The organism is Embleya sp. NPDC020630, from assembly GCF_044334985.1.
Lineage (GTDB): Bacteria > Actinomycetota > Actinomycetes > Streptomycetales > Streptomycetaceae > Embleya.
Genome location: NZ_JBIRUB010000002.1, coordinates 1047448 through 1067899 on the forward strand (window position 1 = coordinate 1047448; position 20452 = coordinate 1067899).

18 protein-coding genes, 1 other RNA gene and 1 pseudogene are annotated in these 20452 nt (G+C 71.8%); 8 read left to right on the forward strand and 12 right to left on the reverse strand.

What is annotated here, in order from left to right:
* Positions 1–188: 188 nt before the first annotated feature.
* A complete protein-coding gene (locus ACH4XV_RS10735) occupies positions 189–476 on the reverse strand; it encodes a chaplin (RefSeq protein ID WP_395788383.1) in 288 nt (95 codons plus the stop codon).
* 125 nt (positions 477–601) lie between these two features.
* Entirely contained in the window at positions 602–1312 is a 711-nt protein-coding gene (locus ACH4XV_RS10740; RefSeq protein ID WP_395788385.1) for a DUF732 domain-containing protein, read from the reverse strand.
* A gap of 163 nt (positions 1313–1475) precedes the next feature.
* Here ACH4XV_RS10740 and ACH4XV_RS10745 point away from each other — a divergent pair, with 163 nt between their 5' ends.
* Positions 1476–1829, forward strand: coding sequence for a hypothetical protein (locus ACH4XV_RS10745; RefSeq protein ID WP_395788387.1), 354 nt, complete (start codon positions 1476–1478; stop codon positions 1827–1829).
* A 25-nt stretch (positions 1830–1854) separates the two neighbouring features.
* On the opposite strand, the gene yaaA is transcribed toward ACH4XV_RS10745, so the two are convergent.
* Entirely contained in the window at positions 1855–2652 is a 798-nt protein-coding gene (gene yaaA / locus ACH4XV_RS10750; protein ID WP_395788389.1) for a peroxide stress protein YaaA, read from the reverse strand.
* 384 nt (positions 2653–3036) lie between these two features.
* Between yaaA and ACH4XV_RS10755 the strand changes: the two are divergent.
* Together ACH4XV_RS10755 and rnpB are read left to right on the forward strand one after the other, a co-directional pair.
* Positions 3037–4245, forward strand: a pseudogene (locus tag ACH4XV_RS10755) (RNB domain-containing ribonuclease); the annotation flags it as partial.
* Between the two features lie 32 nt (positions 4246–4277).
* Positions 4278–4687: RNase P RNA component class A (gene rnpB / locus ACH4XV_RS10760), an RNA gene on the forward strand.
* Between the two features lie 118 nt (positions 4688–4805).
* Here the strand turns inward: rnpB and ACH4XV_RS10765 are convergent.
* The 5 genes from ACH4XV_RS10765 to ACH4XV_RS10785 form a co-directional block, all read right to left on the reverse strand.
* Entirely contained in the window at positions 4806–6515 is a 1710-nt protein-coding gene (locus ACH4XV_RS10765) for an FAD-dependent monooxygenase (protein WP_395788391.1), read from the reverse strand.
* Between the two features lie 150 nt (positions 6516–6665).
* A complete protein-coding gene (locus ACH4XV_RS10770; protein ID WP_395788393.1) occupies positions 6666–7553 on the reverse strand; it encodes an amino acid ABC transporter permease in 888 nt (295 codons plus the stop codon).
* Complete coding sequence (locus ACH4XV_RS10775; RefSeq protein ID WP_395788395.1) at positions 7550–8197, reverse strand: amino acid ABC transporter permease; 648 nt, start codon at positions 8195–8197, stop codon at positions 7550–7552. The genes ACH4XV_RS10770 and ACH4XV_RS10775 overlap by 4 nt, the downstream gene beginning before the upstream one ends.
* 149 nt (positions 8198–8346) lie before the next feature.
* Entirely contained in the window at positions 8347–9297 is a 951-nt protein-coding gene (locus ACH4XV_RS10780; protein WP_379995929.1) for a glutamate ABC transporter substrate-binding protein, read from the reverse strand.
* A gap of 107 nt (positions 9298–9404) precedes the next feature.
* Positions 9405–10184, reverse strand: a complete 780-nt coding sequence (locus ACH4XV_RS10785; RefSeq protein WP_126641699.1) for an amino acid ABC transporter ATP-binding protein — start codon at positions 10182–10184, stop codon at positions 9405–9407.
* A gap of 225 nt (positions 10185–10409) precedes the next feature.
* On the opposite strand from ACH4XV_RS10785, the gene ACH4XV_RS10790 reads away from it, so the two are divergent.
* Together ACH4XV_RS10790 and ACH4XV_RS10795 are read left to right on the forward strand one after the other, a co-directional pair.
* Positions 10410–11087 carry a response regulator transcription factor gene (locus ACH4XV_RS10790; RefSeq protein WP_395788688.1) on the forward strand — a complete coding sequence of 226 codons (678 nt, stop codon included), beginning with the start codon at positions 10410–10412 and terminating at the stop codon, positions 11085–11087.
* A 36-nt stretch (positions 11088–11123) separates the two neighbouring features.
* On the forward strand, positions 11124–12539 hold the full coding sequence (locus ACH4XV_RS10795; protein WP_395788397.1) for an ATP-binding protein: 1416 nt from the start codon (positions 11124–11126) through the stop codon (positions 12537–12539).
* Between the two features lie 124 nt (positions 12540–12663).
* Here ACH4XV_RS10795 and ACH4XV_RS10800 read toward each other — a convergent pair whose 3' ends face one another.
* Together ACH4XV_RS10800 and ACH4XV_RS10805 are read right to left on the reverse strand one after the other, a co-directional pair.
* Positions 12664–14583 carry a bifunctional serine/threonine-protein kinase/glutamate ABC transporter substrate-binding protein gene (locus ACH4XV_RS10800; RefSeq protein WP_395788399.1) on the reverse strand — a complete coding sequence of 640 codons (1920 nt, stop codon included), beginning with the start codon at positions 14581–14583 and terminating at the stop codon, positions 12664–12666.
* 210 nt (positions 14584–14793) lie between these two features.
* Positions 14794–15795, reverse strand: a complete 1002-nt coding sequence (locus tag ACH4XV_RS10805; protein ID WP_395788401.1) for a TAXI family TRAP transporter solute-binding subunit — start codon at positions 15793–15795, stop codon at positions 14794–14796.
* 68 nt (positions 15796–15863) lie between these two features.
* Between ACH4XV_RS10805 and miaB the strand changes: the two genes are divergently transcribed.
* The gene (miaB, locus tag ACH4XV_RS10810) at positions 15864–17345 is read left to right on the forward strand and encodes a tRNA (N6-isopentenyl adenosine(37)-C2)-methylthiotransferase MiaB (protein ID WP_395788403.1); all 1482 of its coding nucleotides are present in this window, start codon (positions 15864–15866) and stop codon (positions 17343–17345) included.
* Positions 17346–17373: 28 nt separating this feature from the next.
* On the opposite strand, the gene ACH4XV_RS10815 is transcribed toward miaB, so the two are convergent.
* Positions 17374–17961 (reverse strand): histidine phosphatase family protein, encoded by a 588-nt coding sequence (locus tag ACH4XV_RS10815; RefSeq protein WP_395788405.1) that lies wholly within the window; start codon positions 17959–17961, stop codon positions 17374–17376.
* A 61-nt stretch (positions 17962–18022) separates the two neighbouring features.
* Between ACH4XV_RS10815 and ACH4XV_RS10820 the strand changes: the two genes are divergently transcribed.
* On the forward strand, positions 18023–18742 hold the full coding sequence (locus ACH4XV_RS10820) for a hypothetical protein (protein ID WP_395788407.1): 720 nt from the start codon (positions 18023–18025) through the stop codon (positions 18740–18742).
* A gap of 177 nt (positions 18743–18919) precedes the next feature.
* Here the strand turns inward: ACH4XV_RS10820 and ACH4XV_RS10825 are convergent, their stop codons facing one another.
* Positions 18920–19261, reverse strand: coding sequence for a hypothetical protein (locus ACH4XV_RS10825; protein WP_395788409.1), 342 nt, complete (start codon positions 19259–19261; stop codon positions 18920–18922).
* A 181-nt stretch (positions 19262–19442) separates the two neighbouring features.
* Here ACH4XV_RS10825 and miaA point away from each other — a divergent pair, with 181 nt between their 5' ends.
* Entirely contained in the window at positions 19443–20348 is a 906-nt protein-coding gene (gene miaA, locus ACH4XV_RS10830; protein ID WP_395788411.1) for a tRNA (adenosine(37)-N6)-dimethylallyltransferase MiaA, read from the forward strand.
* Positions 20349–20452: the final 104 nt, after the last annotated feature.

Sequence of the window (20452 nt, forward strand, 5' to 3'; positions counted from 1 at the left end):
GATGACCGGACCAGTGCGAAATGGCGCGGAATGGCACGGGTAAGACGTCGCGAGCCTGCGAGAAATGTACATCGCGGATCGCTTGTGTTCGGCGCCGCGCTCACAACGACGACCGCCCCGTTCCCGGAGAACCGAGAACGGGGCGGTTGCGCCGGCCACCGACCAAGGAGGCGGGCCGGGGCGGCGAGTCAGCCGGCGTTGACGCAGGTGTTGCCGAACGTCGGGTTGAGCACGCCGATCAGGATGTCGACGGTGTTGCCGCAGATGTTGACCGGCACGTGAATGGGGGCCTCGATGTTGTTGCCCGAGACGACACCGGGCGAGTTGACCGCCGCGCCGTCCGCGTCGGCGCTCGCGTTGGCGATTCCGGCGCCCATGGCCGCGATGCCACCGGCCATGGCCGCGACGGCGGCGATCTTCTTCATGTTCGTCACTGCGTTCGTTCCTCCACGTAGCGTGCCGACCAGGTTCGGCATGCTGGTCAACGACGTGATCGTGAAGGGGAAACGCCCGGCCCGCGAGATTCACTCGTTCACCTCGCGGGCCGGGATCATCCGGGTCCGAGCCGGTTTTCAGGCCGGCGTTCGGGCGGTGGGGCGGGTCAGGAAACCTTGCCCGACTGGTCCGGGCAGAACGCCGCGATGGCGCCGCCGACGAGCATGCCCTTTTCCGACACGCCGCTGACCGCGGTCACCTTCATCGCGGTGTCGAGCAGGGTCTTGCCCGACTTGAGGTCGGAGCAGGCCTGCTTGCCCTGCGAGATCAGGTCGGCGTCCGGCGTCGACTTCGTGCCCGGGATCAGGCGGTGCATCGTGGTGAGGAAGTTGTCCTCGCCCAGCCCGCGCGTGCCGGGACCGGGGCCGGTGGTCGCGTCGTCGTCGGAGGTGGGATCGGGCGCGACGGTGCGCTTGGTCGCCTTGCCCGTCGGGGTCGGCGAATTCGGCTTCGGGGTGCCTGTAGTGGTCGCCGACGACGTGGAGGATGCCGTCGACTTCTTGTCGTCGTCGTCGCCGGACAGCCCCACGGCGACGAGCACGCCGACGATCGCGAGCACGGCGACCACCGAGACACCGATCCACAGACCCTTGCGGCTCTGATTCGGCGGGGGCGGGTAGCCGCCGCCCTGCGGGTAGGCGCCGGGGTATTGCGGTTGTCCGTACGGGCCCGGTTGCCCCTGCGGGTACTGGGGCTGCTGGTACTGACCGGGGTACTGGCCCTGGCCCTGGCCCTGACCCGGATAGGGCGGTTGCCCGTACTGGGGCTGGCCGTACGGCTGGTTCGGGTCCTGGCCGGGCGGCGGCGGGTAACTCACTCATCCCCCATGGATGTCGGGTCGTCCACTCCGTCTGACGTGACGCGCGGATCGTCCGAAAGTAGGACGAAATGCTTTGTTTTCCGTCTGCGGAGGAAGCGTCAGGATCATGAAGCTCCCCGGTTTTGTCAAGGTGGGATCGACGGCGATCACGATCGCCCTCTTGCCACTTGCCGTGGGGTGCACCGGAAACGATGCCAGGAGGGTCGTCGAGCAGGGCACCCGGGAGGCCGGGGATCGGATCGGCGGGGCTGCCGACGCGGTGACCCGCTCGGCCGCGGAGCGTTTCGCCGTCGAGCAGTTGAAGCGAGCCGGCGTCGACGTCGCGGGCGAACTCGACTGCCGTGACACCCGGGGCTCGACGTCCCGGCCGCCGATCGTGGTGACCTGTACGGGTCACACCCCATCCGGGCGGCCGGTAGTGGTGACGGCCCGGCTGACCCGGGACGGGCCGGAATTCCACGGGGAGTTCGTCGGCACGGTGGCCGGGCGGGAGGTGTTTCGGCGGCAGGGGTGAGGGGTCGGACGGCGGGGGTGAGGGGTCAGATCGCGGCGACCACGACGTCCAGGGCCCAGGGGGTGCCCGCCTGCTTCGGTTCGGCGGTCTCCACGGTCCAGCCCAGTTCCCGCAGCGCGTCGGCGAGTTCGGCCGGGTTGCGCGGTTCGGCGCCGGAGACCAGCAGGTCGCGGGTGATCCGGCCCTTGGTCGCCTTGTTGAAGTGGCTGACCACCGAGCGCTTGGCCACCCCGTCCACGATCCGCTCGTGCAGTACCCGCACGGTCGCGGTGCGTTCGGCCACCGCGCCGACCGGCTTCCAGGCCGCGGCGTACGCCGCCGACCGCAGGTCCAGGACGAGGTCGTCGCCCGCGAGCCTGGGCAACACCGGCGCCGTCACCGCGCGCCACTGGCCGGCGAGCGCGCCGATGCCGGGCAGCCGTACCCCCATCGAGCAGCGGTAGGGCGGCACCCGGTCGGTCGGGCGCAGCGCGCCCCACAGCCCGGAGAAGACCAGGATCGAACCGGCCGCGCGCGCCGCCGCCGCGCCGGTGAGCGAGGACAGGTCCAGCGCGTCGTAGAGCACTCCGGTGTACAGCCCGGCCACCGGCAGTGTCGCCGCCTCGCGCAGATCGAGGTTGCGCAGCACCTCGCCGCGCAGCTTCGGGCCGAGGCCGAGCACCTCCAGCGCCTTGCGCTCGTCGCCCTCGCACAGGGTGATCAGCGAGTCGAGCACCTGCCGCCGCACGGAGTTCAGTTCCGGCATCGAAAGACCGGCGAGATCGAGCGCGGGGCCCGCCCCCGCGGCGGCCTTGCCCTCGGAGGGCGGCAACAACACGAGCACGGGCGCAACTCCAAGCGACGCGGACGGCAGGGCGGCCGACCGGGTTTGCGGACGGCGGGGCGACGATCAAGTTTATGGGGACGACCCGGACGGAAGGCGCCGCCGGCGCTCCGGGCGCGCGGGCGAAAAGCCGGGAAAGTCCTTCTCGGCGCAGCGGATCTTTCCTAAGCTCGACTCGTGCCTCGTCGCCATCTCCACATCAGGTCCGCCGACGGTGATCTCCTACGGGCGGGTTTCGCCCGCCTGCGCAGCGATCTGGCGTTGCCGGGGGCGTTCGCCCCGGAGGTGCTGGCGGAGGCCGACGCGGCGGTGCGGCGCGGGCCCACGCTGACTCGGCGGGATCTGACCGGGCTGCCGTTCCTGACCATCGATCCGGCCGAGTCGATGGACCTGGACCAGGCGATGCACCTGGCCCGTCGGGACGGCGGCTATCGGGTGCACTACGCGATCGCCGACGTCGCGGCGTGGGTCGTCCCGGGCGGCGCGCTGGATGCGGAGACCATGCGCCGGGTGGAGACGCTGTACCTGCCAGACGAGCGCATCCCGCTGCATCCGCCGGCCCTGTCCGAGGCCGCGGCGAGCCTGCTCCCGGGTCGGGACCGGCCGGCCGTGGTGTGGGTGCTCGACCTGGACGGGTCCGGCGACCTGGTCGGCACCGACGTCTTTCGCGCACTGGTGCGCAGCCGGGCCCGCTACGACTATCCGGAGGTGCAGCGGGCGATCGAGAGCGGGTCGGCGGCGGAGCCGCTGGCGCTGCTCGCCGAGATCGGCCGGTTGCGCGAGGGGCTGGAGATCGAACGCGGCGGGGTGAGCCTGCCGATCCCGGAGCAGGAGATCGTCGAGCACGGCGACTCGTGGCGGCTGGAGTACCGCGCGCCGCTCCCCGCCGAGGGCTGGAACGCGCAGATCTCGCTGCTCACCGGGATCGCCGCGGCCGACCTGATGACCCGGGCGGGCATCGGCGTCCTGCGCACCCTGCCGCAACCGGCGCCCGAGGCGCTCGACCGGGTCCGCCGGGTCGGGCGCGCGCTCGACGTGGCGTGGCCCGAGGGCGCCACCTACGGCGCGGTGATCCGCTCGCTCGATCCCGACAACCCCCGGCACGCCGCATTCCTGGAGGAGGCCACCGGGCTGCTGCGCGGGGCCGGCTACACCGCGTTCGACGCCGGTGCGCCCGAGCAGGCCGGGCACGCGGCGGTCGCCGACGAGTACGCGCACGTGACCGCGCCGCTGCGGCGCCTGGTCGACCGGTACGCGGGCGAGATCTGCGTCTCGCTGGTCGCGGGCGTCGAGGTGCCCGAGTGGGTGGGCGCGCGGCTGCACGAGTTGCCCAAGGCGATGGAGACCGGCGATCGCCGGGCCCACGAGGTCGAGCGCGAGGCGGTCTCCCTGGTCGAGGCGGTGGTGCTGGCGGACCACGTCGGCGACGTGTTCGACGCGGTGGTGGTGGATCTCAACGAGCGCGGCGACGGCGGCACGGTACAACTCGCCGAGCCGGCCGTCCGGGCCCGCTTCGACGGTGCGGGCCTGGGCCTGGGCGAGCGGGTACGGGTGCGGCTCACCGAGGCCGACGGCACCCGGCGAAGGGTTCGCTTCGCCCCGGCTAGGATGGACGACACGGCGGATGAGTCGGCCGGGCGGCCGCGTCGGGATTCCTCCTCGGAGGGTTCCGCCGAGGAACGTCCGGGCTCCACAGGGCAGGGTGGTCGGTAACACCGACCCGGGGCGACCCGCGGGACAGTGCCACAGAAAACAGACCGCCGGCGTCCTCGGACGACCGGTAAGGGTGAAACGGTGGTGTAAGAGACCACCAGCGCCCGAGGTGACTCGGGCGGCTAGGTAAACCCCACCCGGAGCAAGGTCAAGAGGAGCACCGTGAAACGTGCTCTGCGCGAACGTTCGAGGGCGGCCCGCCCGAGTTCGCGGGTAGACCGCTGGAGGCTGTTGGCAACGGCAGTCGTAGATGGATGGCCGCCTCCCCGGGCGCCGCAAGGCTCCCGGGAGACAGAACCCGGCGTAGAGGCCGACTCATCCGCCGCCCACCCGAACAAGGGCCCCCTGGCCTGCGAACATGCAGGCCATGGGGCCTTTTTGACGCCGCCTCGCAGAGTCGGGGCTCCCGGTTTGGTCATGCGGGCCGGTTCGGGGTGGCTTCAGCGGCCGGCTCCGCGGGCTCGGTCTATGGATTCCTCGAGGATGTCCAGGTTTTCGGGGGGCAGGTGGGCGGCTATGTAGCCGTCGGGGCGGATGAGCAGGATCGTGTGGGCGGTGGCGCCCGGATAGTCCGGGGTGACCACCAGCTCGGCGGGCGCGGCGAGTTTGTCCAGCCGTCCGCGCAGCCTCGGCATCAGGCCCGCCTCGCGCCAGCCGTCGCCGTGCCACACCTCTATGCCGGGGGCGATCAGCAGCACGACCAGGCCGCGGTCCAGGCACTCGCTCAGCCACCCCTCGGCGCCGTCCGCGCGAAACACCTCGACGTCGCGGATCCACTCGCCCACACCCGGCCCGGGGGTGAGCAGCGGCGAGCCGGTGTAGTCCGGGCCGGACGTGCTCGCCGCCGGCCCGCGCGGGTCGAGCCGGCGCAGCGTGGTGCCCTTGCCGCGCGCGCCCATCAGGGTCAGCCGGCGGCCCACCTTCTGCGCCGGGCTCGCGGGCGCGAGGAAGTGCAGCGCGTCCTCGCCGAGCGCGAGCCGACGGCGGGCGGCGCCCCGGCGTTCGCCGTGGTACGTCTCCAGGAGCCGGATGGGCGCGTAGCCCCGCAGCGTGAAGGCCAGCTTCCAGGCCAGGTTGCGCACGTCCTGTAGGCCGAGTTCGACCGCGTCGGCGGCGGATGGGTGGACCAGGTGCGCGGCGTCGCCCGCGAGCAGCACCCGGCCGACCCGAAATCGTCGGGCGAGCCGCTGATGCACCTCGTACTCGCCGCTCCACAGCAGGTCGTGCGCGGGATCCTCGGACGCGTCGGGCTCGGGCGAGAGCGCGTCGAGGGTGCGCAGCACCGAGCGCACCCGCGCGGCGATGCGCTTGGGGTCGGCCGGATCGCCCGTCACCGGGATCACCCGGGTCTCCTCGGCGGCCTTGGCCACCCCGTGCGCCATCGGCAACTGCCAGGTCAGCCGCCACACGTCGTCCGGCAGCGGCTGGGCCAGGACGGTGCCGCCGCGGTGGAACGGCGGGTCGACGAACAACCACGGCGTGGCCGGTCCGCCGAGGTCCGGGCTCGCGGGCTCGTCGGCGAGCGAGGGGTCCGGCGGCACCAACGCCGTCGCGGTGATCCGGCGCGGCAGCCGTACCTTCACGTCGGCGCACAACAGCCGGTCCACCCGCGGCCGGCCCGGAAAGCGCACGTCGACCGCGCGGCGCACCACCGAGCGGGCCCCGTCGCAGCCGACCAGCCACTGGGCCCGAAACCTGACCGGGCCGCCCGGACCCCGGGCGAGCACGGTGACCGAGGTCTCGTCCTGCTCGACGCCCTCGATCCGGTGGCGCCACGCGGTGGTCACCAGGGGACTGGCGTGCGCGGCGTCCAACAGGGCGCGCTCCAGCCGCTGTTGGGACAGTCCGTAGCGCACGGGCGCCTCGGGCTCGGCCACCGGCTGCGGCACGTCGCGAGCGCGACGGCGGATGCGCTGGACCCCCCACGGTTCGGCGGCGCCGTCCAGCCGAGTGCCGGTCAGGTCGTAGACGAAGGCCAGCGTCGAGGCCTCCAGAGCGCAGGCCCGCGAACCCGCGCGCGGCGTGCCGTTGCCCATGTCGAGCACCACCGAGCGCACCCCGCGCCCGGCCAGCGCCAGTGCGGCGGCCAAACCGGCGGGCCCGGCGCCCGCGATGATCACCGAGTCCGCGCGCGGAGCGTTGCCCGCCATCGTGGCCCCCCCAAGTGTTGCAAGACGTGTCGTACTCGTCGCCCATCATCCGGCACCGGGGCCCTAGGACGACAAAGCGACGCCCCGCGGGTGGCGTTCACCGCGGGGCGTCGGTCGGTGGTGCGGGAGTGGGACGGCGGGTTCGACGGGTCAGACGATGGCCATCTTGTCGAGGGACTGCTCGGCCTGCGTCGGCGGAACGACGGTCGGCGGCTTGCCCTTGCGGGAGGTGCGCAGCCTGCGCTCCAGCCAGGTCGCGAACGCCGACAGGATCATGCACATCGCCACGTAGATGGTGCCGACGATGATGGTGACCGGGATGAACGGCATGTTGTAGTCCTGGTAGCCGCCGATCAGCTTGGCCGCCGCGAGCAGTTCCGGGTAGGTGATCAGGAAGCCGAGCGAGGTGTCCTTGAGGGTCACCACGATCTGGCTGATGATCGTCGGAAGCATGGTGCGGATGCCCTGGGGGACCAGGATCATCGTCATCACCTGGGTCTTGCGCATGCCCAGCGCGTAGGCCGCCTCGCTCTGCCCCTTGGGCACGGCCAGGATGCCGGCGCGGATGTTCTCCGCCTGCACGGTGCCGTTGTAGATGGTCAGACCGACCACCAGCGGCCACATCGGATCCCACTTCCACCAGCCCTGGCTGCCCGGGACGAGGTAGAGCATGAAGATCAGCACCAGCAGCGGCATGGCGCGGAAGAAGGTCACGAACGTGGTCGAGGCCCAGCGCACGATCTTGTGATCGGAGAGCCGGCCGGCGGCCAGGAAGGCGCCGAGCACGATGGAGAACACCGCGGCCAGCGCGAACGCCTTCAGCGTGGCCTTGAGGCCGTCGAAGATGAACTGCTGGACACCGTTGTACTGGAACGGGTCCCACTTGGCCGACTCGAACTGGCCGGTGTCGTTGAACCGCACGATCACGAAGACCAGGAACGCGGCCAGACCCAGACTGCCGACGACGCCGATGATCAGGTTGCGGCGACGTGCCCTGGGGCCGGGGACGTCGAACAGCACGCTCGCTTCGCGGCTCATCGGACCACCGCCAGCTTCTTTTCGAGCGCGGCCAGCGCGGCGCTCATGGACAGGGTGATGATCAGGTAGCCGACCGCGATCCACAGCAGGACCCACAGCGACTTGTAGCCGTTCTCGACCATCTGCGCGCTGGTGCCCATGAGTTCGGTGACGTTGAAGGCGCTGGCGATGGCCGAGTTGCGGACCATCGCGATCAGCAGGCTGCCGATCGGCGGGACCGCCGCCCGACCGGCCTGCGGCAGCACGATCTGGCTCAGCGTCTGGGTGAAGGACATCCCGAGGCTGCGGGCCGCCTCGGCCTGGCCGATCGGCACGGTGTTGATGCCCGAGCGGATCGCCTCGCAGATGAACGCGGCGGTGTAGGTGCTCAGCGCGATGACCGCGAACTCGAAGTAGGAGAAGTTGAAGCGCAGCTTCGGGAAACCGAGCGCGACGGCGAAGAAGATCAGCGTCAGGGGGGTGTTGCGGAAAAGATTGACGTAGGTGGTGCCGAACCAGCGCAGCGGCGGTACCGGCGAGACCCGACACGCGGCTATCAGCGTGCCGAGCAGAAGCGACACGATCCCACAGACGACGGTCAGCTTGAGCGTCCCGACGAAGCCGTGCCGCAAGAGGTCCCAGTTGTCCTGGATCACTTCGAGCATCGTGATCGAGCCCTCCTCTCCGAGGTCGTGGGTTCAGGGGTTGGCGTGACGGCCCGTGCCCACGATCCGGTGCGGCGGGGACGGGAGGGGGCACGCGCCGGCCGGTCGAGGGGGAGCCGGGACCGGCCGGCGCGCGGGACTGCGGACGATCAGTAGCGGACGAGCGCCGGGATGGCCGGGGCCGCCGAGCCGGACAGGCCCAAGGTGGCGTCGTACGCCTTCTTCCAGTCGCCGTTCTTCTCGTGCGCCTCGATGGCGTCGCTGACCGCGTTGCGGAAGACCGAGTCGTCCTTGTTCAGGCCGACGCCGTAGTTCTCGGTGGTGAACGGCTCGCCGACCACCTTGAGCGCCTTCGGGTCCTTGGCCGCGTAGCCCTTGAGGATCGCGTCGTCGGTGGAGACCGCGTCGACCTGGTTGGAGAGCAGGCTCTCGACACACAGCGAGTAGGTGTCGAAGACGCGGGTGGTGGTGTCGGGGAAGTTGGTCTGGAGGTTCTGCAGCGGGGTCGAGCCCTTCGCCGAGCAGACCGTCTTGCCCTTGATGGTGTCCTTGCCGGTGATCGCTGTCTCGTTCTTGCGGACCAGGAGGGACTGGCCGGCGATGTAGTACGGACCCGCGAAGGACACCTGCTGCTTACGCTTGTCGGTGATGCTGTAGGTGCCGACGTAGTAGTCGATGTCGCCGTTGACCAGGGCGTTCTCGCGGTTGGTCGAGGCGATCGCCTTGAACTCGATCTTGTCCGGGCCGAAACCGAGGTCGGCCGCGATCATCTTGGCGATCTCGATGTCGAAACCGGAGACCTTGCCGGTGGCCGGGTCCTTGGAGCCGAGGAAGGGCTGGTCCTCCTTGGCGCCGACGACCAGCTTGCCGCGCGACTTGGCCGCGTCGAACGTCTTCGAGCCGGTGAGCGCCACACCCGTCTTGGGCGTGTAGGTGGGCAGCTCGGGCGCGGCGCCGCCGGGCGCGCCGGGGGCACCTTGCGAACCGCCGGTCGAACCGGCCGGGGTCTTGGCCTCGGGCGAACCGTCCTTGCCACACGCGGTGCCGAACAGGGCGAGCACGGCGATGCCGGCGACGGCCACGGATGAGCGCATCTTCATGATCAACGTCCTTCGGAAAAGGGGAACAGGCCTGGCGGTGGCCGAACCACGGGCTGCGGAGCGGGAGTCGCGGCGGCGTCGGGCGGGCTGGGGGCGCCCGACGGCGCTCAGTGGTGCAGGATCTTGGAGAGGAAGTCCCGGGCCCGGTCGCTGCGCGGGTTGCTGAAGAACTCCTCCGGCGTGTTCTCCTCGACGATGCGGCCGTCGGCCATGAAGATCACCCGGTTCGCGGCGGAGCGCGCGAAACCCATCTCGTGGGTCACCACGACCATCGTCATGCCCTCGCGGGCCAGGTCGCGCATGACCTCGAGGACCTCGTTGATCATCTCCGGGTCGAGCGCCGAGGTGGGCTCGTCGAAGAGCATCACCTTGGGCTCCATGGCCAGCGCGCGGGCGATCGCGACGCGCTGCTGCTGACCGCCGGAGAGCTGGGCGGGGTACTTGTCGGCCTGGCTGCCCACACCGACCCGGTCGAGCAGCTCGTGCGCGCGGCGGGTGACCACATCGGCCTTCTCGCGGCGAACCTTGAGCGGGCCCAGCGTGACGTTCTGCAGCACGGTCTTGTGCGCGAACAGATTGAACGACTGGAACACCATGCCCACGTCGGAGCGCAGCCGGGCCAGCTCGCGGCCCTCCTGCGGCAGCAGGGCGCCGTCGATGGTGATCCGGCCGCCGTCGATCGCCTCGAGGCGGTTGATCGTGCGGCACAGGGTCGACTTGCCCGATCCCGACGGACCGATGACGACGACGACCTCGCCCTTGTGGATGGTCAGGTCGATGTCCTGCAGCACGTGCAGGGCGCCGAAGTGCTTGTTGACGTTCTCCAAGACGACAAGGGGTGCGCCGGGGTGGACGGCGTCCTTGCCGACTTCGCTCTTGGTGAGCACCGGCGGCTTCGGTGTGGTGTCAGAGGCATCCGTCGTCACGATGGCGGGCTCCGTCCAGAGTCGTCCCGTATCTTTTTGCGCGACCGGGTGGCAGGTGGGTTCGAGGGCTCCCGGCGAGGCCGGGTGGTGCGTGACACTAAGGCAGGCAGCACCCCTCCAGTCAGTGCACTTGAGCTTGTCTTGAGGTCAAGAGTCGGTAACGGATCGTCAGATGTGAGGAACCACGTGCGCCTCCTGCTCGTTGAGGACGACCTGCGTGTCGCCGCGCCGCTACGCGCGGTGCTGGGCCGACACGGATTCACCGTGCGGCACGCGACCACCGGCGAGGAGGCCCTCGCCGCGCTCGACGACGTGCCCGACGTGGTGCTCCTGGACCTTTCGCTGCCCGACCACGACGGTTTCGAGGTGTGCAGCCGGATCCGCAGGCTGTGCGACGTCCCGGTGATCATGGTGACCGCGCGGGCGGACATCCGATCCCGAATACACGGGCTGAACCTGGGCGCCGACGACTACGTCACCAAGCCCTACGACATCGGCGAACTGCTGGCCCGAATACACGCGGTGAGCAGGCGTACGCGCAGCGACGCACCCGCCGCGGAGACCCCGTCGCCCGCCAAGGGGCCCGGCGGCATCGAGTTGGACCCGGCCACCCGGCGGGTCACCGTCGGCGGCGTCGACGTGGTGCTCACCCGCAAGGAGTTCGACCTGCTCGCCCTCCTCGCCCAGCGCCCGGGTGTGGTCTTTCGCCGCGAACAGATCATCAGCGAGGTCTGGCACACCAGCTGGGCGGGCAACAATCGCACTCTGGAGGTGCACGTCGCGTCGCTGCGCTCCAAGCTCGGGAACCCGGCGATCGTCGAGACGGTGCGGGGCGTGGGCTACCGTGTCGTCCCCGAGGCCTGATCCCACCGGCTTCCCGAAGGATCGTCACCGGTTCCCGTGCGCACCCGCCTGCTCGCATTGCTCCTCGCCCTGATGACCGCGGTGCTGATCGCCCTCGGCATCCCGTTGGCCATCTCCCGTGCCGCCGCGCATCAGCAGGAGCTGATCCGCGATCGCGTGGACGACCTGACCCGCTTCGTTTCGGACACCCAGCTGACCGTGGTCTCGGACACGCTGCGCGCGCAGACCGACGGCGGCGTGCCGCCCGGACCGGACGCCGTCGACCTCGACATGCTCCGCTCCGAGTTGGAGCGCTACGAGGCCGTCTACGGCATCCGGGTCGGCGCCTTCGACCGGCGCGGTGTGCCGATCGCCGTGTCCCATCAGGGATTTCGGGTCGATCCGCGCTCGCCCGCGTTCACCGAGGCGCTGGCCGGACGGCGCAGCGACGACCCCGGACAGGTGTGGCCCTGGCAGCGCGATCGCATCGTGGTGGCGGTGCCGGTGATCCACCGGGGCGACGTGGTCGCGGTGGTGCTCACCGACTCGCCGACCGGTCGGATGCGTTCGAAGATCCAGCAGGTGTGGCTGATTCTGTTCGCCGGCGAAGTGGTCGCGGTACTGGCCGCGTTGCTGCTCGCGACCCGGCTGACCGGCTGGGTGCTGCGCCCGGTGCGGGTGCTCGACTCGGTGACCCACGAGATCGCCACCGGCCGGCTCGGGGCGCGTGTGGCAGGCGCCCAGGGGCCGCCGGAACTGCGGCGCCTGGCACGCTCGTTCAACGAGATGGCGGACCACGTGGAGACCGTGGTGGATCAACAGCGGGCGTTCGCCGCCGATGCCTCGCACCAGTTGCGCAATCCGCTGTCGGCGCTGCTCCTGCGGATCGAGGAACTGGGCCTGTCGTTGCCGCCGGGACACGGCGAGACCCTGGAGGGGGTGCGGGACGAGGGCCGTCGGCTCACCCGCGTGTTGGACGAACTCCTCGAACTGGCACTGGCCGAGAACGCGCGCCCGTCCGCGCGGGCCGTCGACGTGGCGGCGCTGGTGCACGAGCGGGTGGACGCGTGGCAGACCCTGGCCCGCTCGCGCTCCCGGCGGTTCGAACAGGAGGGCCCGCTCGCGCTCACGGGCAACGTGGACCCGGTCACGCTCGGCAGCGCGCTGGACGCGATCCTGGACAACGCGCTCAAGTTCGCCCCGGAAGACAGCACGATCACCGTCGCGTGCGCGGCGGTGGGCGGCGAGGTGGAGATCCGGGTCAGCGACCGCGGCCCCGGGCTCACCTTCGAGGAGATGCGCCGGGTGGGCGACCGCTTCTGGCGCAGCCCCCGGCACCAGAACGTGGACGGGTCCGGTCTGGGCCTGTCCATCGCCCGCACGCTGCTCGCCGCGAGCGGCGGCACCATCGACTTCGCCGCGCGCGAGGGCGGCGGCCTCACCGTTACGCTGACGGTGCCCAGGGCCGACTGAACCGGCGCCGCGCGAGAGGGGATCCCCCCGGCGCCGAAGCCGGGTCCGATGCGCCGCGCGCCGGGTTCACCCGCGCGGGCCCGGCCGCCGGGAAGGCGGACGCGGGCCCGTCCCCGTCGGCGGCCTACTCGTTCACCCGGCACTGCGGCGCGCGCGGCTGGGGCAGGCCCAGCGGGCGCAACCGCGCGTCGTAGGCGCGCTGCCAGTCGCCGTTGGCGATGTGCCGGTTCAGCGCGCCGCACACGGCTTCGGCGAGCGCGACGTCGCCCTTGCTCAAGCCCACTCCGTACGGCTCGTCGGAGAACGGCCGGCCCAGGATCCGCAGCGCCCCCGGGTGTTGCGCGACGAAGCCGGACAGGATCGCGTCGTCGGTGCTCACCCCGCGCACCCTGCCGGCCAGCAACTCGTCCACACACTCCGAGTACTTGCCGCGCTCCTCGACCCGCATGGTCGGGAAGTCGCCGCGGATGCGCAGCGCCGAGGTCGACTCGCGCACCACGCACACCGAGCTGTGCGCGAGGTCCTCGGGGCCGTTGACCCCGGGATCGTCGGTGCGGACCAGGAAGTCCTGCCCGGCGATGTAGTACGGCCCGGCGAAGGAGACCTTCTGCGCGCGGACCGCGTTGATCGTGTAGCTCGCCACGACCAGGTCGACCTGGCCGCTGGTGATCCGGTACTCGCGGTTCTGCGTCTCCACGTCCATGAACGTGACGCGGTCCTTGAACCCCAGGTCCTCGGCGATCATCAGGGCCACGTCGTCGTCGAAGCCCTGATACGCCTGATCGCCGGTGCGCACGCTCCACCCCGGCTGGTCCGGCTTGACCCCGATGATCACCCGGCCCCGGGCCACCATCTCCCGGTAGGTCGGCGAGTTCTTGCGCAGGTTCGCCAGCGGGTCGGCCTGATGCGTGCCGCCCTCGGCCCGGTTGTTCTCCACCGCCAGCCACGACACCCCGACGGCGACCAGCAGGAAGGCCAGCGCGGCGGGCAGCGCGATCCGGGTACGCCGCCACCAACGGGACCGGCGCGCCGGGCGCGCGGACGGCTCGTCGGCCGGCGGCTCGCCCGCGAAGGTCGCGTCGACGTCCTCGTCCCGATCGGCGCGCTCGTCGCGGCGGGGCAGCGGATCACCGCCCCACGTCACCGGTACCGAGTCCTGCACCACCCGGGTCAGCAGCGCGTCGGTCTCCTTGGCGTCCAGGCGCCGGATCGGGTCCTTGCGCAACAGGCCCATGATCACCGGCTCCAGCGGACCGGCGTGCCGGGGTGGCGCGGGCGCCGCGTTGACCACCGCGTCCACCACCTCCACCGGCGAGGCCCGGCGGAACGGAGCCATGCCCTCGACCATTTCGTACAGCGTCGCGCCCAACGACCACAGGTCGGAGGCGGGATCGAGCACGTCCGGTCGGTCGGCGAGCGTGTGGTCCCCGTTCGCGTCGTCGGTGAGCACGCTCGGGCGGGACCGGGCGAACTGTTCCGCGCGCTCGGGCGCCAGATAGCCCGGCGTGCCGAGCAGTTCGCCGAACTGGGTCACCTGCGGCGCGTCGACGAAGGTGGCGATGCCGAAGTCGGTGAGCACCACCCGGCCGTCCATGCCGAGCAGGACGTTGGCCGGCTTCACGTCACGGTGCAGCACACCCTTGGCGTGCGCGGCGCGCAACGCCCGCAGTACGTCCAGGCCGATCCGCGCCGCCTCGGCGTGGTCGAGTCGGCCCTCCGCGCGGATCACGTCGGCCAACGACCGCGAAATCACCAATTCCATGACGATCCACGGCAAACCGTCTTCCTCGAAGACGTCGTGCACCGTCACCACGTTCTCGTGGCGAATACGGGCCGCCGCGATCGCCTCGCGCTTGCTGCGCTCCAGCCACGAACGCTGGGATCCCGCGTCCAGCGACTTGGGCAGCAGCAGTTCCTTGATCGCGACCTCGCGACCGAGGGCGGTGTCGACGGCCAGCCAGACCTCGCCCATACCGCCTCGGCCGAGACTGCGGCTCAGCCGGTAACGATTGTTCAGTATTCGGCCGATCTCCCCCTCGGACACCGCGGTCGCACCCTCCTCCCGAGCAAGCGGGCCTCCCTGAACATGCTGTGCAGCCTTCCCCCCGGTCGGCTCACGGCGTCGGTTCGGGGACCGCGCACGGTCTGGCCCACAGGCTCAGAGCGTAGATGTCGGTCCCGAACACGATGACACGACCCAGCATGTGCCATCGAAGCCGTTCGCGCGACGCCCTGGGCATCACGATCTGTCCCATCAGGGTTTGACCGATCGGTACCATCGCAGCGCGCCCGTGTGCAGCGGCAGCGGATCGGTGAAGATCGCCGTCCTCGGGTCGACCAACTGGGCGGCGTGCACCTCGCGTCCGATCGCCTCGCGGTTCTCCATCACCGTCTCGGTGACCCGCCTGATCAGCTCCGGATCCTGCGACGCCCGGGTGACCAGCAGATTCGGCACCGCGATGGTCGGCGTCTCGGTCCCGCCGGGATAGGCGTCGGCCGGCACCACCGCCTCGCGGTACACCGGCCCGTAACGGTCGCGCAGCTTGCCCGCGAGGTCGCCGAGTTGCACCAGCCGCACCTGCCAGTGCTCGGCCAGATCGGAGACCGCGCCGGTGGGCAGCCCGCCGGACCAGAAGAACGCGTCCACGGTGCCGTCCCTGAGCCGCTCGGTGGCCTCGCCGATGCCGACCCGCACCGGGGTGATGGCCTGCTCCATGTCGCTCATGCCCACCTCGCTCAGCAGCCGGCGGGTGATCAGCTCCACCCCCGAGCCGGGCAGCCCGACCACCACCCGACGCCCGCGCAGGTCGGTGATCTTCTGCACCGGCGAGCCGACCGGCACCACGAGTTGCACGTAGTCGTCGTACAGCCGTGCCACCGCGCGCAACTGGTCCCGGTCGCCCGGCCCCAGATCGGCCACCGCGTCGGCGGTGGAGATGCCGAAGGTGTCCACGCCCGCGACCACCCGACGCAGGTTCTCCACCGACCCCCCGCTGGAATCCACGCTCACCCGCACGCCCAGGTCCGCCGACAGCCGGGGCCGCAGCAGTTCGCCGTAGCGGTGGTACACCCCCATCGGCACCCCGGTGGCCAGCGAGACCGGCCCGCTCGGCGCCGGGCGGTCGTCCTTGCCGAGCACCAGGTAGCCCCCGACCAGGCAGAACAGCAGCAGCGTCGCCACCCCGGCCTGCACCAGGCGGGGGCGTCGCGCGTAGGCGTCGCGCAGGGAAACGGGGAGGAACGACAAGGAGGGCACGGCGGCGATATTGCCATGGAGGTCGGCCACACACGCCAGGAAGCAAACCCCGTACCCTGTCGGGTGTTATGACTGCGCGAAGCTATGAGGTCCGCACCTACGGGTGCCAGATGAACGTCCACGACTCCGAGCGGCTGTCCGGCCTCCTCGAGGAGGCGGGCTACGTCCGCGCGCCCAAGGGGGAGCCGGCCGACGTGGTCGTCTTCAACACGTGCGCCGTCCGGGAGAACGCGGACAACAAGCTGTACGGGAATCTGGGCCATCTCGCGCCCGCGAAGGCCGAACGCCCCGGCATGCAGATCGCGGTCGGCGGCTGCCTCGCGCAGAAGGACCGGGACACCATCGTGCGCAAGGCGCCGTGGGTCGACGTGGTCTTCGGCACGCACAACGTGGGCTCGCTGCCGGTGCTCCTGGAGCGGGCCCGGGTCGAGCAGGAGGCCCAGGTCGAGATCCTGGAATCGCTCGACGTGTTCCCCTCCACGCTGCCCACCCGCCGCGAGTCGGCCTACGCGGCCTGGGTGGCGATCTCGGTGGGCTGCAACAACACCTGCACGTTCTGCATCGTGCCCGCGCTGCGCGGCAAGGAGAAGGACCGCCGCCCCGGCGACGTGCTCGCCGAGATCGAGACGCTGGTCGGCGAGGGCGTGATCGAGGTCACCCTGCTCGGCCAGAACGTCAACGCGTACGGCTCCGACATGGGCGACCGCGAGGCGTTCTCCAAGCTGCTCCGCTCGTGCGGGCGGATCGACGGTCTTGAGCGGGTGCGCTTCACCTCGCCGCACCCGCGCGACTTCACCGACGACGTGATCGCCGCGATGGCCGAGACGCCGAACGTCATGCACCAGCTGCACATGCCGCTGCAGTCCGGGTCCGACACGATGTTGCGGGCGATGCGCCGCTCCTACCGACAGGACCGCTACCTGGGGATCATCGAGCGGGTGCGCGCGGCGATGCCCGACGCGGCCATCTCCACCGACATCATCGTGGGCTTCCCCGGCGAGACCGACGAGGACTTCGAGCAGACCCTGCACACGGTGCGCGAGGCCCGCTTCGCCGCCGCGTTCACCTTCCAGTACTCCAAGCGCCCCGGCACCCCCGCCGCCACGATGGACGGCCAGGTGCCCAAGGAAGTGGTCACCGAGCGCTACCAGCGGCTGCTCGCGCTCCAGGAGGAGATCTCCTGGGCGGAGAACCGCACCCAGGTCGGTCGCACCCTGGAGGTGCTGGTCGCCGAGGGTGAGGGCCGCAAGGACCACGACACCGCGCGGCTGTCCGGGCGCGCCCCGGACAATCGGCTCGTGCACTTCGAGCACCCGGCCGACGGTGTGCGGCCCGGCGACATGGTCTCGGTCGAGATCACCTACGCCGCGCCGCACCACCTGCTGGCCGAGCGCCCCCCGCTCGCCATCCGGCGCACCCGCGCGGGCGACGCGTGGGAGCGCCGCACCGCGACCCCCGCGCCGAGCCCGGGCGTACTGCTCGGGATGCCGAGCATCGGCGCCCCGGTCACGGTGGGCGCGCCGACGGCGACGGCGGGTTGTTGCGACTGACCGGTCGGGCCCCGGTCGGGCCGCTCGGTCAGGACACGTTCCAGCCGAGCATCGCCGGCTGTTCGCGCTCGTAGCCGAGGGTGGACAGCCGGGCGGTCTCCAGGCGGAACAGCCGGCCGTCCTCGGGCGGCAGACCCAGCCAGCGGGCGGTGAGCACCCGGAGCAGGTGGCCGTGCGCGACGAGCACCGCGTCCTCGCCGCGCGCCAGCACCGGGCGCACCTTCTCCAGCACCCGGTCCACCCGCCGGCCCACGTCGGCGATCGACTCGCCGGGGTGCGCCGCGTCGCCCGGGATCACCCCGTCGCGCCACAACACCCAGCCGGGCACCCGCTCGCGGATCTGATCCGTGGTGATGCCCTCGTAGCCGCCGTAGTCCCACTCGACCAGGTCGGGTTCCGGGGTCCCGCCGGTGATCCCGGCCAGTTCGGCGGTCTGCCGGGCCCGGCCCAGCGGGCTCACCAGGGTCAACCCGAACTCGCGCCCGGCGAGCAGGTCGGCCACCGCCTTCGCCTGCGTCTCGCCCTCGGGGGTGAGCGGGATGTCGGTCAGCCCCGTGTGCCGCCCGGACCTGCTCCACTCGGTCTCACCGTGTCGCACCAGCATCAGTTCGCGCATGTGATCCATCCCATCATGCGACCCGGGAGGCGTCGCGGCGGCCGCTTAGTACTCTCCCTGAATGCTCGTAGCCGCCGCGGTAGTCCCGTGCCCCCCGATGATCGTGCCCGAGCTGGCCCGCGGGGCCGTAGCGGAGTTGGACGCCCTGCGCGCGGCGTGCGATCAGGCGCTGGCCGCGCTGGCCGCGAGCGCGCCGGACCGGTTGGTGGTGGTGGGGGCGGGCCCCGTCGAGGCGACCCTCGGCGACGGCGGGGTCGGCTCCTTCGCGCGGTACGGAGTCGACCTGGAGGTCACCCTCGGCGGCGGCGCGGAGCACGAACTGCCGCCTGCGCTGGCCGTCGGCGCGTGGCTGCTCGGCCGTTCCCCGTGGGCCGCCGACCGGGTCGCCGCGGGCACCGCGCCGAGCCCGGTGTCCGGCGCGGTGATCGCCGCCGACGCCGATCCGGCGCGCTGTGCGACGCGGGGTGCGGAGCTGGTCGCGGGAGCGGATCGGGTGGCGCTCCTGGTGGTGGGCGACGGGTCCGCGTGCCGGACCGAGAAGGCCCCCGGCTACCTCGACGCGCGCGCCGAGCCGTACGACGTCGCGCTCGCCGCGGCACTGGACACGGCCGACCCGGCGGCGCTGGCGGCGCTCGACCCGGCGCTCGCGGAGGAGCTGTGGGTGGGGGGACGACCCGCGCTGCAGGTGTTGGCCGGGGCGGCGGGCCCGGGCCGGAGCGGGCGGCTGCTGTATGACGAAGCGCCTTATGGCGTGGGGTATTTCGTGGCGCTGTGGTCCTGACGCCTGACGCCTGACGCCTGACGCCTGACGCCTGACGCCTGACGCCTGACGGGCGGGAGGGGGCGGGCCGGCCGCCGGCCGGGCCGGCGGCGCCTCCGCCGTGCCCCGGTGCACGTGCCCCCGGGAACGCGACGGGCGGCGGTCACCGGATCCGGTGACCGCCGCCCGATGTCCGACTCACGCGCCCGACGCCGCCGCGGGCTGCTTGTCGGCCACCTCGGGCGCGCCGTCGCCGGTCTCGGCCGGCGCGTCCTCGGCATCGGCGTCGTGGGCGGCACCCGTGCCCGGCTCCTCCGGGGTCTTTGTCGCCTCCGCCGCGACGGCCTCGTCCCCGGCGGTCCGGGGCGCCGGGGTGGCGACCGGTTCGCCGGTCTCGGTCGCCGCGTGCCCCTCGGCCGGCGTCCCGGGCCGGTCCTCGACCAGCGTGGCGGTATCCGTGCCCGCCGTGTTGCCCGAGCAGCACGAACCGCCCGTCTCCGTCGTGTCGGGGCGCCGCTTGAACCAGTCGAAAACACTCACACTTGCTCCTTGGCCGTATGTCTGTGTCCGAACTCAACGAGAGCGAACGTGGCCGGTCACGACCTCGTGCGCGGCCGTACCGCAACGAGCGACGGCGCGCGCACGTCGGTGCGTGCCGGGACGGGCGCCGTCGTCCACCGCCGTGCGCGGCGACCCGTCGGCGATCCGGCAGACTTGGGGGGTGAGTCCCCGTGTCATTGCCGTCGTCGGTCCCACTGCGGCCGGAAAGTCCGATCTGGGGGTCGCCTTGGCCCGTGCGCTGGACGGGGAGGTGATCAATACCGACTCCATGCAGCTCTACCGGGGCATGGACATCGGTACCGCCAAGCTGACCGTCGCCGAGCGCGGCGGCGTCCCGCACCACCTGCTCGACGTGTGGGAGGTGACCAGCTCCGCCAGCGTGGCCGAATACCAACGCGACGCGCGGGCCGTGGTCGACGACCTGCTCGCACGCGGGCGGACCCCGATCCTGGTCGGCGGTTCGGGGCTGTACGTCCGCGCCGTCCTCGACGACCTGGAGTTTCCCGGCACCGACCCGGAGATCCGGGCCCGCCTGGAGGCGGAGGCCGAGCGGGTGGGCCCCGGGCCGCTGCACGCGCGCCTGGCGGTTGCCGATCCGCCCGCCGCCGCGGTGATCCTGCCGAGCAACGCCCGGCGGATCGTGCGCGCCCTGGAGGTCATCGAGCTGACCGGGCGGCCGTTCACCGCCACCCTGCCCACCCACCGCTCGCTTTACGACAGCGTGCAGATCGGGGTGGACGTCCCCCGGCCGGTGCTGGACGGGCGGATCACCACACGGGTGGACCGCATGTGGGCGGCGGGCCTGGTCGAGGAGGTGCGCGAGCTGGAGCGGGTCGGGCTGCGCGAGGGGCGCACCGCCTCCCGCGCGCTGGGCTACGCCCAGGTGCTGCGCATGCTCGCGGGCGAGTGCGGCGACGAGGAGGCCCGCGAGGACACGGTCCGCACCACGCGCCGGTTCGCCCGCCGCCAGGACACCTGGTTCCGCCGCGACCCGAGAATCGAATGGCTGGACCACACCCGCGCCGACCTGCTCGAAGCGGCCCTGGAAAAGGTGGGCGCTCGGTAGCGCGGACGCCGGGCGACTTGATGCGCGTCCGCTCCGGGCCGGGTGCGCGCGACCGGGTGAACCTGGTCCCGGGTGGGGACTTGGGGGTGTTGCGGGTGGGGCCG

Coding starts and splice junctions, on each gene's coding strand:
- ACH4XV_RS10735 (WP_395788383.1), bottom strand. CDS start 476: ATGCCGAACCTGGTCGGCACGCTACGTGGAGGAACGAACGCAGTGACG.
- ACH4XV_RS10765 (WP_395788391.1), bottom strand. CDS start 6,515: ATGGCGGGCAACGCTCCGCGCGCGGACTCGGTGATCATCGCGGGCGCC.
- ACH4XV_RS10770 (WP_395788393.1), bottom strand. CDS start 7,553: ATGAGCCGCGAAGCGAGCGTGCTGTTCGACGTCCCCGGCCCCAGGGCA.
- ACH4XV_RS10775 (WP_395788395.1), bottom strand. CDS start 8,197: ATGCTCGAAGTGATCCAGGACAACTGGGACCTCTTGCGGCACGGCTTC.
- ACH4XV_RS10780 (WP_379995929.1), bottom strand. CDS start 9,297: ATGAAGATGCGCTCATCCGTGGCCGTCGCCGGCATCGCCGTGCTCGCC.
- miaB (WP_395788403.1), top strand. CDS start 15,864: ATGACTGCGCGAAGCTATGAGGTCCGCACCTACGGGTGCCAGATGAAC.
- ACH4XV_RS10815 (WP_395788405.1), bottom strand. CDS start 17,961: ATGCGCGAACTGATGCTGGTGCGACACGGTGAGACCGAGTGGAGCAGG.
- ACH4XV_RS10820 (WP_395788407.1), top strand. CDS start 18,023: ATGCTCGTAGCCGCCGCGGTAGTCCCGTGCCCCCCGATGATCGTGCCC.